Raw genomic sequence first — 14,029 nt, 5'->3', positions numbered from 1 at the left:
CCCTGACACACGGCGGTAAGCTGCGCCGGGCTTACAATGCCTGCGTGCAAAGCCTTGCTGATTCCCCCTCCCCGCCGAGCCGTTTCCTGCGGTGGCTGGGCGCGCCCGCCCAGCACTACCTGCGCATCGGCCTGGCGATCTCGCTGTTGGTGCACGCCGGCGCGCTGGCGTGGCGCCTTGGCGCGCCCGCCCTGAGCAAGCCCGCCTCGCCCAGCCTGGAAGTGCTGCTGCTGAACGCCCGCAGCGAAACCCCGCCCGAAACGCCTCGCGCCCAGGCCCAGAATCAGATGAGCGGCGGCGGCAACGCCGACCGCGGCCTGGCCACCACCCCGCTGCCCCAGACCGGCGCCTCGGCCGAGACCATCGTGCTGGAAGCCATGCGCAAGCGCCAGGTCCAGCTCGAGGCCGAACAGGCCCGCCTGATGACCCAGCTGCAGGCCCGCGACAAGGCCGGCGCCGAGCGCCAGGCCGTCAATCCCTGGCCAGACGGCGCCGACCATGGCCGCGACGCCGAGGAGCAGGCCAGCGTGATCCAGAATTCCCAGGTGGCCGCCCTGGCCGCCCGCGTGCAGCAGTACAGCGCGGAACCGCGCAAGCAGTTCGTGGCGCCCTCGGCCGAAGCCTCACGCTACGCCGCCTACCTGGACGCCTGGCGCACCCGGGTGGAGGCCGTGGGCACCCAGCACTACCCGGACGAGGCGCGCGGACGCATCTACGGCTCGCTGCGCCTGACCGTGTCGGTCCGCGCCGACGGCAGCATCGCCGACGTCGAGATCGACGAGCCGTCCCCGCACGCGGTGCTGAACCAGGCCGCGCGGCGCATCGTGCAGCTGGCCGCGCCGTTCCCGCCCTTCCCGCCCGAGATCGCGCGCGACACCGACGTGCTGGTCATCACGCGCAGCTGGCACTTCGTCAACGACACCCTGGAAACCCAAGCCCCATGACCGAGGCCCGCTACGCCGTGATCGGCAACCCGATCGCCCACAGCCGCTCCCCGCAGATCCATGCCATGTTCGCCCGCCAGACCGGCCGGGCGCTGCGCTATGACCGGCTGCTGGCGCCGCTGGACGGTTTCGTGGCGGCGACGACCGCCTTCGTCGCCGAAGGCGGACTGGGCCTGAACGTGACGGTGCCCTTCAAGCAGGAGGCCTGCGCGCTGGCGGCGGGCAACCTGTCCGACCGCGCCAGGCTGGCCGGCGCCGTCAACACGCTGTCCTGGCGCAACGGCGCCTGGCACGGCTGCAACACCGACGGCGTGGGCCTGGTGTCGGACCTGCTGCGCCTGGGCCTGCGCCTGGACGGCGCCCGCGTGCTGCTGGTCGGCGCGGGCGGCGCAGCCCGCGGCGTTCTGCAGCCGCTGGCGCAGGCCGGCTGCGCCCGCATCCATATCGTCAACCGCACCGCCGCCCGCGCGCTCGAACTGGCCGAGGCCTGGCGCGCCAGCGGGGCCGGCCTGCCAGTCCAGGTCACGGCCGGCACGCTCGCCGAGGCTGCAACGCCCGGCGGCTGGGACGCGGTCATCAATGCCACCGCCAGCGGGCTGGCCGATGCCGCCCCCGACCTGCCCGGCGGCCTGTATGCCCCCGGCGCGCTGGCCTACGACATGATGTACGGCGCCGCACCCACCGCCTTCATGAAGCAGGCCGGGGCCGACGGCGCCGCGCGCACGGCGGACGGCCTGGGCATGCTGGTGGGCCAGGCGGCCGAGAGCTTCCATATCTGGCACGGCCTGCGGCCCGATCCCGAGCCCGTGCTGGCGGCGCTGCGCGCCGATCTGGCGGCGGGACGCTGAAGGCATGGCGGGCCGCGCCGGCAAGGGCCGCAGGTCCTGGTTCCGGATCATCACCGGCGTGATGATGGCGCTGGTCTGCGCCGTGCTGCTGTACCAGTTCTGGCTGTTCGGCCTGGTGGTCTGGTACAAGTACCAGAACCCCGGCGCCAGCGCGGTGATGCGCGAGGAGTACGCGCGGCTCAGCGAAGGCCACGCCGACTTCCGCCTGCAGCATGAATGGGTGCCCTACGACAAGATCAGCAACTCCCTGAAGCGGGCGGTCGTGGCGGCCGAGGACTCGAATTTCACCGAGCATGACGGCGTGGAATGGGAGGCCATCCGCAAGGCCTGGGAATACAACCAGAAGCAGGAAGAAGCCGGGCGCAGCAAAATGCGCGGCGGCTCCACCATCACCCAGCAGTTGGCCAAGAACCTGTTCCTGTCGAGTTCGCGCAGCTATGTGCGCAAGGGTCAGGAACTGGTCCTGACCTACATGATTGAACACGTCATGAGCAAGGAACGGATCCTGGAGTTGTATCTGAACGTGGCCGAATGGGGCGTGGGCGTGTTCGGCGCCGAAGCGGCCGCGAAGCACTATTTCAACACCTCCGCCGCCGGCCTGGGCGCCAGCCAGTCGGCCCGCCTGGCCGCCATGCTCCCCAACCCGCGCTTCTACGACCGCAACCGCAACTCCAACTATCTGAACTCGCGCGTCGGCGTGCTGACCCGCCGCATGCAGATGGTCGATATTCCCTGAACAGGACCCGCCCCCGCCGAGGCGAACCCGCCCGCCCCTCTCCCCGAAACTCCCGGCAAAAAATATTTCCGGCGCCGCCCCCCATGCCGGGCGGCCGGATTTGTTAAGCTTTCACGTTTACGCGCTTTTCTCAGACCGTCCTTTTTCATGCGTACCGCCCGTCGCTACCTGGCCCGCGAAATCTATCGCTCCTGCGCTGTGGTCCTTTTGGCCCTGCTGGGCCTTTTCACGTTCTTCGCGATGGTGGACGACCTGGACAACGTGGGCGAGAAGTTCACGATGATGGCGCTGCTCTACATGCAGGCGCTGGCCCTTCCCACCCGCCTGTACGACCTGCTGCCCATCGGCCTGCTGATCGGCGCCATCCTGGCGCTGGCCGGACTGGCGCAGCGCAACGAACTGGTGATCCTGCGTGTGTCCGGCGTCAGCGGCATGCGCCTGCTGCGCATGCTGTGGATCGTCACCATTCCGCTGATGATCGGCGCGGCGCTGCTGTCCGAATACGTCACGCCCTGGGCCGAGATGAAATCCGGCGAAGCCAACCTGGCCCTGCGCGGCAAGGCGGGCGGCGACCGCCTGAACAGCGGCTACTGGTTCAAGGAACCCACCGCCAACGGCGGCACCCGCATCATCAACATCGGCGACCTGAAGGGCGATGGCCAGGTGGCCAACATCACGCTGTACGAGTTCAAGAAGAACCTGACGCTGTCGGTGCTGTCGACGGCGCCCGTCGGCGTGTTCTCCCATGGCGACCTGGTGCTCAAGGACGTGTCCGAGACCCGCCTGGACGACGAGGCCGCCGACGCGCTGGCCAACGCCCGCCCCCCCAAGAATCCGCCGGCCGCCGTGGTCAAGGTGCCCGAGCGCACCATCGACACCACGCTGAGCGCCGAGCGCCTGATCGCCCGCGTGCTGACGCCCGAGCGCATGTCCATCGTGACGCTGCTCGACTATGTGGATTATTTGCGCAACAACCAGCTTCAATATGGTCGACAGGTCGTGGCCCTGTGGCGCAAACTGGCGTATCCGTTCACGCTGCTGGTCATGATCACCATCGCCGCCCCCATCGGCCTGATGCAGACGCGCCGGGGCGGCGTGGGCGCGAAAGTCTTCATCGGCATCCTGCTGGGTGTGGGCTTCTTCATGCTGAACCAGCTGGCGTTGAACGTGGGCATGTTGGGCAAGTGGCCGCCCTGGCTGACCGCCTTGGGCCCGAACATCGGGGCCATGATCCTCGCCTTCGGCGCCATGTCCTACATGGAATACCGCCACGCCTTGGCGCGGTTCTTCCAACAACGCTGGCCCTGGAGCAAGAGTCCCGCATGAACGGCAGTATCTGGATGATCGGCGACGTGCAGGGTTGCTGCTCGCCGCTGGATCGCTTGCTGTCCCATCCCGAGCTGGCGGGCGATCCGCACTCGCGCCTCTGGTTCGCCGGTGACCTGGTCAATCGCGGCCCGGATTCGCTGGCCACCCTGCGCCGCATCATCGACCTGGGCGACCGCGTCACCGCCGTGCTCGGCAACCACGACCTGCACCTGCTGGCCGCGGCCGCCGGCGTGCGCAAGCCGTCCAAGTCCGACACGCTGGAGGACATCCTCCGCGCGCCCGACGCCGCCGCCTTGATCGACTGGCTACGCTTTCGCCCGCTCGCGCATTTCGAGCAGAACCACCTGATGGTCCACGCCGGCACGCTGGCGAAATGGGACGTGGCCAAGACCCTGGCGCTGGCCGGCGAGGTTCAGGACGCGCTGCGCGGGCCGAACTGGCAGAAGGCGCTGCAGAAGATGTACGGCAACGAACCGGCCACCTGGAAGGAAGACCACACGGGCGGCAAGCGCATGCGCGTCATCATCAACGCGCTGACCCGCATCCGCCTGTGCACGCCCAACGGCCACATGGAATTCGCCACCAAGGTCGCGCCCGGCGCCTGGCCGCCCAACCTGATGCCCTGGTTCGACGTGCCCAATCGCGCCACGCGCGACGTCACCACCGTATTCGGCCATTGGTCCACGCTGGGCCTGCTGCTGCGCCCCGACGTGATCTGCCTGGACACCGGCTGCGTCTGGGGCGGCGCGCTGACCGCGCTGCGCCTGCAGGACCGCAAGCTGGTGCAGGTGAAGTGCTCGCGCTTCCAGGATCCGAATTCGGACTGAACCCGGGCCGGCGCCTCTCGACGCCGGCTTGTGCCGCAAGACACCCTAGCGCCGGATCTCGGCCAGGAAACGACGCGCCCGGTCCGATTCCGGCGCGGTGAAGAAGCGCTCCGGCTCGGCCGTCTCGACGATACGTCCCTCGTCCATGAACCAGACCGTGTCAGCCACCTCGCGCGCGAAACCCATTTCGTGCGTCACGCACACCATGGTCATGCCGTCGCGGGCCAGCCCTTTCATCACCTGCAACACCTCTCCCACCATCTCGGGATCCAACGCGCTGGTCGGTTCATCGAACAGCATCACCGGCGGATTCATGGCCAGCGCCCGGGCGATCGCCACGCGCTGCTGCTGGCCGCCGGACAACTGCGCGGGATAGGCGTCGGCCTTGTGCGCCAGGCCGACGCGTTCCAGCAGCGCCATGCCGCGCTCGCGCGCTTCGCCACGGCGGGCGCGTTTGAGCATCAGCGGCGCCAGCGTCAGGTTGTCCATGACAGACAGGTGCGGGAACAGGTTGAACTGCTGGAATACAAAGCCGATATGGCTGCGCAACGCATCCAGCCGCTGGTCGGCGCCGTGGATATCCTTGCCGTCCACTTCGATCCGTCCCTGCTGGATCGGTTCGAGCCGGTTGACCGTGCGGATCAGCGTGGACTTGCCCGAACCCGATGGGCCGCAAACCACAACCACTTCGCCGCGACGCACCTGCGCGCTCACATCGGCCAGCGCCTGATAAGCGCCATACCACTTCTGCACCTGGAAAAACCGGATCATGCGGACACCGTTCTAGAGACTGGCACGAGCCCCGCGCGGCGCCGGCCGATGCGCAGCTCGACCAGCCGGACCAATGAACTCAGGCCGAAATTCAGGATGAAATAGGTCAGCGCCAGCAGCGCGAATACCTCGAAGGGCTTGGTCAGCAGCACGCTGTTGACCTGGTTCGCGGCATAGGTCAGCTCCTGCACGCTGATCACGTAGGCCAGTGACGTCTCCTTCACCGTGGAGACGAACTGGCTCAACATGCTCGGCAACATGTTGTAGAGCGCCTGCGGCAGGATCACGCGGCGCATGGTCTGCAGGTATGACAACCCCAGCGCGCGGCCCGCCTCCTGCTGCCCCGACGGCAGCGCCTGGATGCCGGCGCGGATGATCTCGGCCAGATAGGCGCTTTCATAGCAGACCAGCGCCACCACCATGGTGGTGGTGCCGGCCACCGGTCGGCCGATGACGATCGGCACGAAGAAATACGCCCAGAAAATGAACATCAATAGCGGCAGGCCGCGCACCAGCTGCACCACGGCGGTCGCCGGCCAGCGCAAGCAGCGCCACGGACTGATGCGCCCCAGCGCCAGCAGCACGCCGCAAGGCAGCGCCAGGACCAGGCTGATGGCCGCCAGGCCCAGCGTCGCGGCCAGCCCGCCCAGCGGCCCGTGCGGATATTGCCCGATCAACAGCAGCAGCCAGTTGTCTTTCAGGATGTCCCACATGGTCAGCGCGCCCCCAGCGGACGATAGCGACGCTGCAACGCCGCGCCCCCGCCCATGATGAGGAACGACAGCGCCAGGTAGATCGCCGTCACCACCGCGTAGGCCTCGAAGGTGCGGAAGGTGCCGTTCTCGATCTCCCGCCCTGCCGCCGTCAGCTCGGTCACGCCGATGGCCATGGCCAAGCTGGTGTTCTTCACCAGCAGCAGGGTCTGGTTCAGCAGCGGGGGCAGTGCGATGCGGAACGCCTGCGGCAGGACCACCTTGCGCATGGTCTGAAGGTAGCCCAGCCCCAGCGCGCGCGCGGCCTCGACCTGGCCCGGCGGGATCGCGCGTACCGCGCTGCGCAGGTCTTCACAGACATAGGCCGACATCACCAGGCCGATCGCCACGCAGGACAGGATGAATTCGCTGCCGTGACTGTTGAGCCAATCGGCCACGGCCTGCGGCAACAGGGCGGGCACCCCGAAGTACCAGAACAGGATGTGCACCAGCATCGGCACATTGCGATGGAACGCGATGTGGGCCGCGATCAGCGCATTGGCCATCGGCCAGCCCGTCAACCGGAGCACGGCCAGCAGGCTGCCGACCAGAAAAGCCAGGCTCCAGGCGAGCGCGGCCAGCGCCAGGGTGGTCAGGAACCCCCTGAGCAGCCAGTCCGGATACTCGCCCTGGAAGATGGCGCCGAAATCAAAGACGTAGTGCATGGCGATGCGCCAGCTCAACCCTTGATGGACTCGATGCGGAAGTCCCGCTTCAGGTTGAACGGCGTGCCGACGCCGAACCATTTGTCGAAGATCCGCGTGGCTTCGCCGGAGGCCTCCAGTTTGTCCAGCACCTGATTCACCTGCCCCAGCATGGCCGCGTCGCCCTTGCGCACGCCCACGCCCCACGGCTCGACGAACAGGGCAGGCTCCAGGATCTTGACCGGCACCGCGCTGCTGGCGGCCTGCTGGCGCAGCTTCGCCAGCATCAGCTCGGAGCCGACGAAGCCGCTGACCTTGCCTTGCTGCAGGGCCAGGAAGGCGCCGCTGGGATCCTTGAACGTCACCGGTTCGACATTGGGAATGTACTTGCGCGCGCCCTGCTCCGAGGACGAGCCGCGCACCGCGCTGACGCGCTTGCCAGCCAGTTCGGCGGGCGACTTCAGTTCCTGATCCTTCTCGCGCGCCAGCACTTTCTGCAGACTCACGAAATGCTGATGCGAATAGTCGATCTGCTGCGCACGCTCAGGGCTCCAGCCCAGGTTGGCCGCCACCACGTCGACGCGGCCGGCGATCAGTTCCGGAATGCGCGCCTCGACCGCGATGAGCTTGAGTTCCAGCGGCACGCCCAGGCTGTCCGCCACGGCCTTGCAGATATCCACTTCGTAGCCCACCACGGCGCGCGTCTTCGGATCCTGGAAGCTGAATGGTTCAGCCGTGCCCATGGTGCCGCAGATGAACTTGCCGCGCGCCTTGATGTCCTGCAGGGTGTCCGCCTGGGCGGCGGACAGCGTGACAATGGCCAGGCCAACGGCGGCCAGGCAGGAAGAGATCATTTTTTTCATGCGGGTTCCCCTTGATGATGATGCAGGCGGCACAAGGCCTGTTCTGGTGTTGCGGATAATTGCGGCGCTGGACAGACGAATGGCGCGGGACTCAGGACAGCCGTGCGCAAGCCTCATGTATGCGACGGCAGCCTTCTTCGATCTGCGCCATGGACGTGGCGAAGCTCAACCGCAGGTAGGGCGACAGGCCATAGGCCGAGCCATCCAACGCGGCCACGCCCGCTACGTCGAGCAGATACATGACCACGTCCAGGTCGCTGCCCAGCACGCGCCCATCCGGCGCGCGCCTTCCCAGCAGACCTTCGACCGCAGGATAGACATAGAACGCGCCTTGCGGCGCCTGGCAGCGCAGCCCCGGCACGGCATTGAGCAGGGCCACGATGCGATCGCGGCGTTCGCCGTAAAGCCGCGCCATCTCGGTCACGCAGCCCTGGTCGGCGGTGAGCGCCACGCGGGCCGCGGCCTGGCTCACGGCGCTGACGCAGCTGGTGCTTTGCGAAATCAGCGCTGCCATGGCTTGGATCAGCATCTTGGGGCCGGCCGCGTAGCCCAGCCTCCAGCCGGTCATGGCATAAGACTTGGACACACCGTTGATCACCAGCGCTCGGTCCGCCAGCGACGGCGCGGCGGCGACCGGCGACACGTGGCGCGCGCCGCCATAGGCCAGGTGCTCATAGATTTCATCAGTCATCAGCCACACATGCGGATGGCGATCCAGCACCCGCGCCAGCGCGCGCAGCTCGTCGGCGTCGTACATGGCGCCGGCCGGATTGCCGGGCGTGTTCAGCAGCAGCCACTTGCTGCGCGGCGTGATGGCGCGCTCCAGGGCCTGTGGCGTGAGCTTGAAACCATCGACCTCCGGGCATGGCACCGTCACCGGCGTACCGTCATTGACCAGCACCATGTCGGGATAGGAAACCCAATAAGGCGCGGGGATAATGACCTCGTCGCCCGCCTGCACGGTGGCCGACAGCGCGGTATGGATCAACTGCTTGGCGCCGGCGCCGACGATCAGCTCGTCGAGCCCGAAGTCCAACCCATTCTCGCGCTGGAACTTGAGGCGGATGGCCTCCAGCAAGGGCCGCGACCCCACCGAAGCCGTATAGCGGATGTCGCCGCCGCGCAGCGCCTCCATGCCTGCCCGCACGATGTGCGCGGGCGTGGGCAGGTCTGGCTCGCCCACGGTGAAGTCGACGATGTCGCGGCCCTGCGCGCGCAGTTGGTCAACGCGAGCCTTGGCCGCCATGCTGGGCGAAGGCTTGATGGCGCGGGCGCGATCCGCCAGGAATGCTTGGCTTGCGCTCATGCCAGCCCCTTCGCGGCAAACGCGGCCTGCATCCAGCTCTGCGCGCGCTGGCCGCCGGCGATCTCGGCCATGATGCGTTCTTCCTTCACGGCCAGGCTCTGCGCCGCCATGATCAGGGCCTCGGCCTGTTCCGGCGCGAAGCTGACCAACCCATCCTCGTCACCGACCACGATGTCGCCGGGGTTCACCACCTGCCCGCCGATGCTGACCGGCACATTGACCTCGCCGGGGCCGTCCTTGTAGGGGCCACGGTGAATATGGCCGCGCGCATAGCAGGGAAAATCGTCGAGTTCGAAGGCCAGTACGTCGCGAATGGCGCCATCCACGATCACACCCGCGCAGCCGTGCTGTTGCAGGTAACGCTTCATGATCTCGCCCAATACCGCGTTGGACAGATCACCGCCCGCATCCACCACCAGCACGTGACCAGGCTCGACCATCATCATGGCCTTGTAGATCATCAGGTTGTCGCCCGGACGCGTCTTGACGGTGAGCGCGGTGCCCACCAGCTTGCCGTCGCGGTTGTAGCGTCGCAGGCCCGAGATGCCTTCGCGCCGCGCCAGGTTGTCGCTCAGATGAGGCGTGGCGATGGCGCCCAGGGCCTGGCGCAAGGCCGCCGGCGCGACAACGGGGGCCGGCAGGATGCGCGCGCCGGATAGGGATGTGCTCATGACGATCTGCGTGATTCCTGGTTCTTGACCCGGCGCCGACGGGAATCATTCCGCGCCGCGCGACCCCGGCCGTGCTGAAGTCAGGCCACATGGTGCTGGCTTTCCGCTGCGGGAAAAAGGGATTAAATTTCCATGAAGTTCATCACTTTCAGGAATATAGGGGTTATTACCAAATAGAAGTTTGGGAATAATCTCATTTTCCAAAGAACCCACCCATGCTGACTTTCAAGCAGATCGAAGCCCTGTACTGGACCGTCAGATTGGGAACGTTCGCAGCCTCGGCGCAAAAGCTGCACACCACCCAATCAGCCATTACCAAGCGCATCCAGGAACTGGAGGCGGACTTTGATATCGCGCTGTTCGATCGATCCGGCTATCGCGCCGAACTGACCGCGCGCGGCCATGAAATCTATGCGCTGGCCGAGGAAATGCTGGGCCACCGCGACCGACTGCTGGTGCGGCTGAAGGGTCAACACACGTTGACCGGCACGTTCCGTTTCGGCATCACCGAAATCACCGCCATGACCTGGCTGCCGGCGCTGATCCGGCTGCTGCGCTCGCACTATCCGCGCATCACGCTGGAACCGCACATCGATCTGGGCGCCGACCTGCTCAAGCGCCTGCAGGCCGGACAGCTAGACATGGCTTTCCTGCATGGAGAGTTCGCCGAACCCGGCCTGGAGGTGGCGCCGCTGCAGCGGTTGGAATTCGCCTGGATGGGCAGCCCCGACATGATCGACGCGAGCCGCGTCTACACCCCGGCCGATATCGCCGCACTGCCGCTGCTGAGGCAGAGCCAGGAATCGGGACTGAACATGATCTACGACGGCTGGCTCAAGCCGCACACGCCTGCCCACAACCTATTCACCATCAACAGCCTGATCGCGATGGCCGGGCTGACGGCGGCGGGCTTCGGCGTGAGCTGCCTGCCGCGCGACTACTTCGCCGACATGGTCAACACCCGTCAGTTGGTGATCGCGCGCACCAGTGTCGCCCCGCCACAATCCGTCTACTGCGCCATGTACCGACGCGACGCGGACGCGGCGTTCTGCCAGAACGTGGCCGAACTGGCGGAAAGCTGCTGCAACTTTAGTGCGTGAAGCCCCCCGAAGCGCTATGCGCTTCCCCCAGGGGCATGCCTACGTACCGGCGGAGCCGGATCCGTGGCATCCCGGTCGGGTGGCACCGGTTTCTTGCGAGGTTGCCTGGCACGTGGAAAGTGCGGCAGGGGGATTGGAAAGGCCGGCAGCGCCGCGCCGGCCTTCGCGCTACAGCGCCTGCTGAATCGCGTCGCGCGCCTGGTGCGACAGCTCCAGCCGCGTCGGCAGGCTGCCGTCCGCGTTGCGGGTCGCCAGCGGCGGCAGGAACACGACTTCGACGGACAGGCCGGTGGTGCCCATGACGCGCCACAGATTGGCGACCAGGCTTTCGTCGCCGATGAAGGCGGCGAAGCCGCTGCGCTGGCCATGCTGCAGGAAGCGCAAGGCCACGGGCTGGATCTCGACGGCGGCCGCGCGGGCCGGTTCGAACAGGCTGGCATGAAACGGACGCAGCTCGCTGCCCTCGCTGGTCGTGCCCTCGGGAAACAGGCCCACCGCATCGCCCTGGCGGAAACGCGCCTGCATGGACTCGCCCATCGCGTGCACCGCGTGGCGCTGGCCGCGCTCGATGAACAGCGTGCCGGCGCCGGCCACCAGCCAGCCGATGACGGGCCAGCTGCGGATCTCGCTCTTGGCCACGAAGGACGTGGCGCGCGCCGAGTTCAGCACGAAGATATCGATCCAGGACACGTGATTGGCCACCAGCAGCACGGGACCGGTCATGCGCGGTTGGCCCCGGAAGACGACCCGCACGCCACAGGCGGCCATGAGGAAGCGCGACCAGCTGCGGTTGAGCCAGGCGCGCGATTTGGGTCTGAGCCACGGATACACCAGGCCCACGCAAAGCAGGCCGAACACGATCCACGGCAAGACGAGGATGAGCCGAAGGACAAAGCGCAGCAGCTTCAAGCAGGAGTCTCCCAGGCCAGGCTGCCACCCACCACGGTGGCGCGTACACGGCCGGGCAGCATCATACCCGCGAACGGGCTGAGGGCGCTGCCGCAAGGCAGCGTTGTGGAATCCGGCGCCTGTTCCGCGTCCAGGTCGACCAGACAAAGGTCGGCGGGCGCGCTAGGGGCCAGCATGCCAGCCGGGGCCGCGCCGCACGGCGCTTGCGGCGCCACGGCGCGCAACACGGCCGCCGGGCCGCTGGTCACCCGCGCCAGCGCTTCGGCCAGCGGCACGCGCTGGTCGCGCGCCCATTTCAGCGTCAGCGGCAGCAAGGTGGCCAGCCCGGGCGCGCCGGGCTGGGCCTGCGCGAAAGGCGCGGCCTTGCCGGCCGCCGTCACCGCCGTATGGTCCGAGCACAGCGCGTCGATGGTGCCGTCGGCCAGCGCGGCGCGGATCGCGTCGCGGTCGCGCTGGCCGCGCAGCGGCGGCTGCAGGCGGTAGCGGGCATCGAAGAAACCGATGTCCACGTCGGTCAGGTGCAGATGATTGGCCGACACGTCGCAGCTGACGGGCAGGCCCTCGCGCTTGGCCGCGCGCACCCGCGCCAGGCCGGCGGCGCTGGACAGGCGCGACAGGTGCAGGCGCACGCCGGTGTCGCGCTGCAATTCGAACAATGTTTGCAGGGCCAGCGTTTCAGCCAGGTCCGGCAGGCCTTCCAGGCCCAGCCGCGCGGCATAGGCGCCGCCGGCCGGCGGGGCGCCGCGCGCCAGCCAGGGATCCTGCGGCCGCAGCCACAAGGCCAGGCCGGCGCCAGCGGCGTAGCGCATGGCGTTCCACAGCAGGCGGGTATCGCTCAGGCCAGCCTCGCCCTGCCCGAACGCCAGGCAGCCCGCCTGGGCCAGCAGGCGTAGTTCGGCCAGGGCCTCGCCGCGCAGGCCCGGCGTCAGCGCGCCCACGGCATGGATGCGGCACGGTCCGGCCGGCGATTCATTCAGGAAGGCATGCACCCGCGCGGGATCGTCCAGCATGACGCCGCCATCGGGCGGCTGCACCAACCGGGTCACGCCGCCCGTCAGCGCGGCGCGCAGCGCATCGGGCGATGGCGAGCCATCGGGACCGGCCAGGCGCGCGCATAGATCCACCAGGCCCGGCAGTAACGCCAGGCCGTCGGCCTCGATGCGCCGATCCGCCTGGAATCCCGCTGGCGCGACGTCCACGGCGGCCACATGGCCGTCGGCGATGTACAGATCCGCCCGCCGGTCCACGCCGGCGGCGGGATCGATCAGCCTGCCGTTGGCGATGTGCAGCCTCATGCGCGCCCCCCTGGGGCCAGCGTGCGTCCCAGCGAGTCCGACAAGAGGCGCAGCGCCGCCAGCCGGAGCGCGTGCTCCAGCGCGTCCCGCTCGTGGCCGGCGCGCGCCAACACGGCGTCGAACGCCACCTCGGCTTCGATGCCGGCGTGCAGCCCGGCGGCGGACAGCAGCAACGCATCGGGCCGCGCCAGGGCCAGCGCCCGGGGGCTGAGCCGATAGCCGGCGGCGTAATCGCGCGGCGACGGCAGTCGCCCGGCGGCGACGGCCTCGGCGCTCAGCGGCAGCAGGATGATGACATCGGCATCGCGCAGCCCCTCGTCCAGCGCACTGAACGGGAACACGCCGAGCTGCGGCAGGCCCTCGGGCAGCAGCGACGGCGGCGCGGCCACGCGCAGCTCGGGCACGCCCAATGTGGTGAGCGCGTGAATCAGGGAGCGGGCCAGGCCCGAATGGCGCACGTCGCCCACCAGCGTGACGGCCAGCCGCGTCAGGTCTGGCTTGGCGCACAGGATGGCGCGCAAGAGCGCCAGCGCGGCCAGCGGATCGGCATGGACGCCGTCGCCCGCATTAAGGACGCGCAGGCCCGGCGCGGCGGCGTGATCGAAGCCGCCGCCAAAGAGACTGTTTCCGAAAAGACCGCCTGCCACGCCGCCGCCCCGCGCATGCGCGGCGGCCCAGTGCGTCGCCGCCCACAGCGCGGCGCCGCTGGCGGGATGGCCAAGCACCAGGATGCCGGGCGGCAGGCCGGCCACGGCCTCGGCCAGCGGCTCGGCCGGATCCAGCGCCGTGACCGGCAGCAGCAGTTGTTCGGCGGCGCGCCAGTAGGCCGCGCGCGTGGCGCGACGCGTGTCGGGCAGGAGCAGGAACACCGGCGGCAGCGGGCCATAGCCCTGCGTTGGCCACGACGGTTCGGCCGCGGCGGCCGCCGTCTCCAGCAACCGCTCCGCATGGCGGCGCGGCAGGCCTTCCGTGCTGAGCAGGTGTATCAGTTCGCCGCGGCGGTCGAGTTGCGGATTGAGCATGGGCGTCGCGCC

The 14,029-nt window shown here is 68.5% G+C and carries 15 protein-coding genes; 6 read left to right on the top strand and 9 right to left on the bottom strand.

Going from position 1 to position 14,029, the window contains the following annotated elements; translation table 11 throughout:
• Positions 1–44: 44 nt before the first annotated feature.
• The 5 genes from C2U31_RS07845 (at position 45) to C2U31_RS07825 (ending at position 4,684) form a co-directional block, all read left to right on the top strand.
• Entirely contained in the window at positions 45–944 is a 900-nt protein-coding gene (locus C2U31_RS07845) for a TonB family protein (RefSeq protein WP_103272334.1), read from the top strand.
• Entirely contained in the window at positions 941–1,792 is an 852-nt protein-coding gene (aroE, locus tag C2U31_RS07840; protein ID WP_103272333.1) for a shikimate dehydrogenase, read from the top strand. The genes C2U31_RS07845 and aroE overlap by 4 nt, the downstream gene beginning before the upstream one ends.
• A 4-nt stretch (positions 1,793–1,796) precedes the next feature.
• A complete protein-coding gene (gene mtgA / locus C2U31_RS07835) occupies positions 1,797–2,528 on the top strand; it encodes a monofunctional biosynthetic peptidoglycan transglycosylase (RefSeq protein WP_103272332.1) in 732 nt (243 codons plus the stop codon).
• 147 nt (positions 2,529–2,675) lie between these two features.
• A complete protein-coding gene (gene lptG, locus C2U31_RS07830) occupies positions 2,676–3,854 on the top strand; it encodes an LPS export ABC transporter permease LptG (RefSeq protein ID WP_103272331.1) in 1,179 nt (392 codons plus the stop codon).
• Positions 3,851–4,684, top strand: a complete 834-nt coding sequence (locus tag C2U31_RS07825) for a symmetrical bis(5'-nucleosyl)-tetraphosphatase (protein WP_103272330.1) — start codon at positions 3,851–3,853, stop codon at positions 4,682–4,684. The genes lptG and C2U31_RS07825 overlap by 4 nt, the downstream gene beginning before the upstream one ends.
• Before the next feature lie 45 nt (positions 4,685–4,729).
• Here C2U31_RS07825 and C2U31_RS07820 read toward each other — a convergent pair whose 3' ends face one another.
• The 6 genes from C2U31_RS07820 to C2U31_RS07795 all read right to left on the bottom strand — a co-directional run bounded on the left by C2U31_RS07820 (position 4,730) and on the right by C2U31_RS07795 (position 9,691).
• Positions 4,730–5,455 (bottom strand): amino acid ABC transporter ATP-binding protein, encoded by a 726-nt coding sequence (locus C2U31_RS07820; protein WP_103272329.1) that lies wholly within the window; start codon positions 5,453–5,455, stop codon positions 4,730–4,732.
• On the bottom strand, positions 5,452–6,168 hold the full coding sequence (locus C2U31_RS07815; protein WP_103272328.1) for an amino acid ABC transporter permease: 717 nt from the start codon (positions 6,166–6,168) through the stop codon (positions 5,452–5,454). Before C2U31_RS07815 ends, C2U31_RS07820 begins: the two co-directional genes overlap by 4 nt.
• A gap of 2 nt (positions 6,169–6,170) precedes the next feature.
• Entirely contained in the window at positions 6,171–6,872 is a 702-nt protein-coding gene (locus tag C2U31_RS07810; RefSeq protein ID WP_103276305.1) for an amino acid ABC transporter permease, read from the bottom strand.
• Positions 6,873–6,886: 14 nt separating this feature from the next.
• Positions 6,887–7,714: an ABC transporter substrate-binding protein gene (locus C2U31_RS07805; protein ID WP_103272327.1), complete on the bottom strand. Its 828-nt coding sequence runs from the start codon at positions 7,712–7,714 to the stop codon at positions 6,887–6,889.
• Positions 7,715–7,805: 91 nt separating this feature from the next.
• The gene (locus C2U31_RS07800) at positions 7,806–9,020 is read right to left on the bottom strand and encodes an aminotransferase class I/II-fold pyridoxal phosphate-dependent enzyme (RefSeq protein ID WP_103272326.1); all 1,215 of its coding nucleotides are present in this window, start codon (positions 9,018–9,020) and stop codon (positions 7,806–7,808) included.
• A complete protein-coding gene (locus tag C2U31_RS07795; protein ID WP_103272325.1) occupies positions 9,017–9,691 on the bottom strand; it encodes an RraA family protein in 675 nt (224 codons plus the stop codon). The genes C2U31_RS07800 and C2U31_RS07795 overlap by 4 nt, the downstream gene beginning before the upstream one ends.
• A gap of 215 nt (positions 9,692–9,906) precedes the next feature.
• On the opposite strand from C2U31_RS07795, the gene C2U31_RS07790 reads away from it, so the two are divergent.
• A complete protein-coding gene (locus C2U31_RS07790) occupies positions 9,907–10,791 on the top strand; it encodes a LysR family transcriptional regulator (protein ID WP_103272324.1) in 885 nt (294 codons plus the stop codon).
• 168 nt (positions 10,792–10,959) lie between these two features.
• Here the strand turns inward: C2U31_RS07790 and C2U31_RS07785 are convergent, their stop codons facing one another.
• From C2U31_RS07785 to C2U31_RS07775, 3 genes are read right to left on the bottom strand one after another with little or no spacing between them, the layout of a single operon-like run.
• The gene (locus C2U31_RS07785) at positions 10,960–11,700 is read right to left on the bottom strand and encodes a 1-acyl-sn-glycerol-3-phosphate acyltransferase (RefSeq protein ID WP_103272323.1); all 741 of its coding nucleotides are present in this window, start codon (positions 11,698–11,700) and stop codon (positions 10,960–10,962) included.
• The gene (locus C2U31_RS07780; protein ID WP_103272322.1) at positions 11,697–12,995 is read right to left on the bottom strand and encodes a dihydroorotase; all 1,299 of its coding nucleotides are present in this window, start codon (positions 12,993–12,995) and stop codon (positions 11,697–11,699) included. Before C2U31_RS07780 ends, C2U31_RS07785 begins: the two co-directional genes overlap by 4 nt.
• Positions 12,992–14,017, bottom strand: a complete 1,026-nt coding sequence (locus C2U31_RS07775; protein WP_103272321.1) for an aspartate carbamoyltransferase — start codon at positions 14,015–14,017, stop codon at positions 12,992–12,994. The genes C2U31_RS07780 and C2U31_RS07775 overlap by 4 nt, the downstream gene beginning before the upstream one ends.
• Positions 14,018–14,029: the final 12 nt, after the last annotated feature.

Origin of the sequence: Achromobacter sp. AONIH1, assembly GCF_002902905.1 — a bacterium.
GTDB lineage: Bacteria > Pseudomonadota > Gammaproteobacteria > Burkholderiales > Burkholderiaceae_B > Achromobacter.
This window is presented reverse-complemented; position numbering and strand designations above follow the sequence as displayed.

Coding starts and splice junctions, on each gene's coding strand:
- C2U31_RS07795 (WP_103272325.1), bottom strand. CDS start 9,691: ATGAGCACATCCCTATCCGGCGCGCGCATCCTGCCGGCCCCCGTTGTC.
- C2U31_RS07810 (WP_103276305.1), bottom strand. CDS start 6,872: ATGCACTACGTCTTTGATTTCGGCGCCATCTTCCAGGGCGAGTATCCG.
- aroE (WP_103272333.1), top strand. CDS start 941: ATGACCGAGGCCCGCTACGCCGTGATCGGCAACCCGATCGCCCACAGC.
- C2U31_RS07775 (WP_103272321.1), bottom strand. CDS start 14,017: ATGCTCAATCCGCAACTCGACCGCCGCGGCGAACTGATACACCTGCTC.
- mtgA (WP_103272332.1), top strand. CDS start 1,797: ATGGCGGGCCGCGCCGGCAAGGGCCGCAGGTCCTGGTTCCGGATCATC.
- C2U31_RS07805 (WP_103272327.1), bottom strand. CDS start 7,714: ATGAAAAAAATGATCTCTTCCTGCCTGGCCGCCGTTGGCCTGGCCATT.
- C2U31_RS07800 (WP_103272326.1), bottom strand. CDS start 9,020: ATGAGCGCAAGCCAAGCATTCCTGGCGGATCGCGCCCGCGCCATCAAG.
- C2U31_RS07780 (WP_103272322.1), bottom strand. CDS start 12,995: ATGAGGCTGCACATCGCCAACGGCAGGCTGATCGATCCCGCCGCCGGC.
- C2U31_RS07820 (WP_103272329.1), bottom strand. CDS start 5,455: ATGATCCGGTTTTTCCAGGTGCAGAAGTGGTATGGCGCTTATCAGGCG.
- C2U31_RS07790 (WP_103272324.1), top strand. CDS start 9,907: ATGCTGACTTTCAAGCAGATCGAAGCCCTGTACTGGACCGTCAGATTG.
- C2U31_RS07815 (WP_103272328.1), bottom strand. CDS start 6,168: ATGTGGGACATCCTGAAAGACAACTGGCTGCTGCTGTTGATCGGGCAA.
- C2U31_RS07825 (WP_103272330.1), top strand. CDS start 3,851: ATGAACGGCAGTATCTGGATGATCGGCGACGTGCAGGGTTGCTGCTCG.
- lptG (WP_103272331.1), top strand. CDS start 2,676: ATGCGTACCGCCCGTCGCTACCTGGCCCGCGAAATCTATCGCTCCTGC.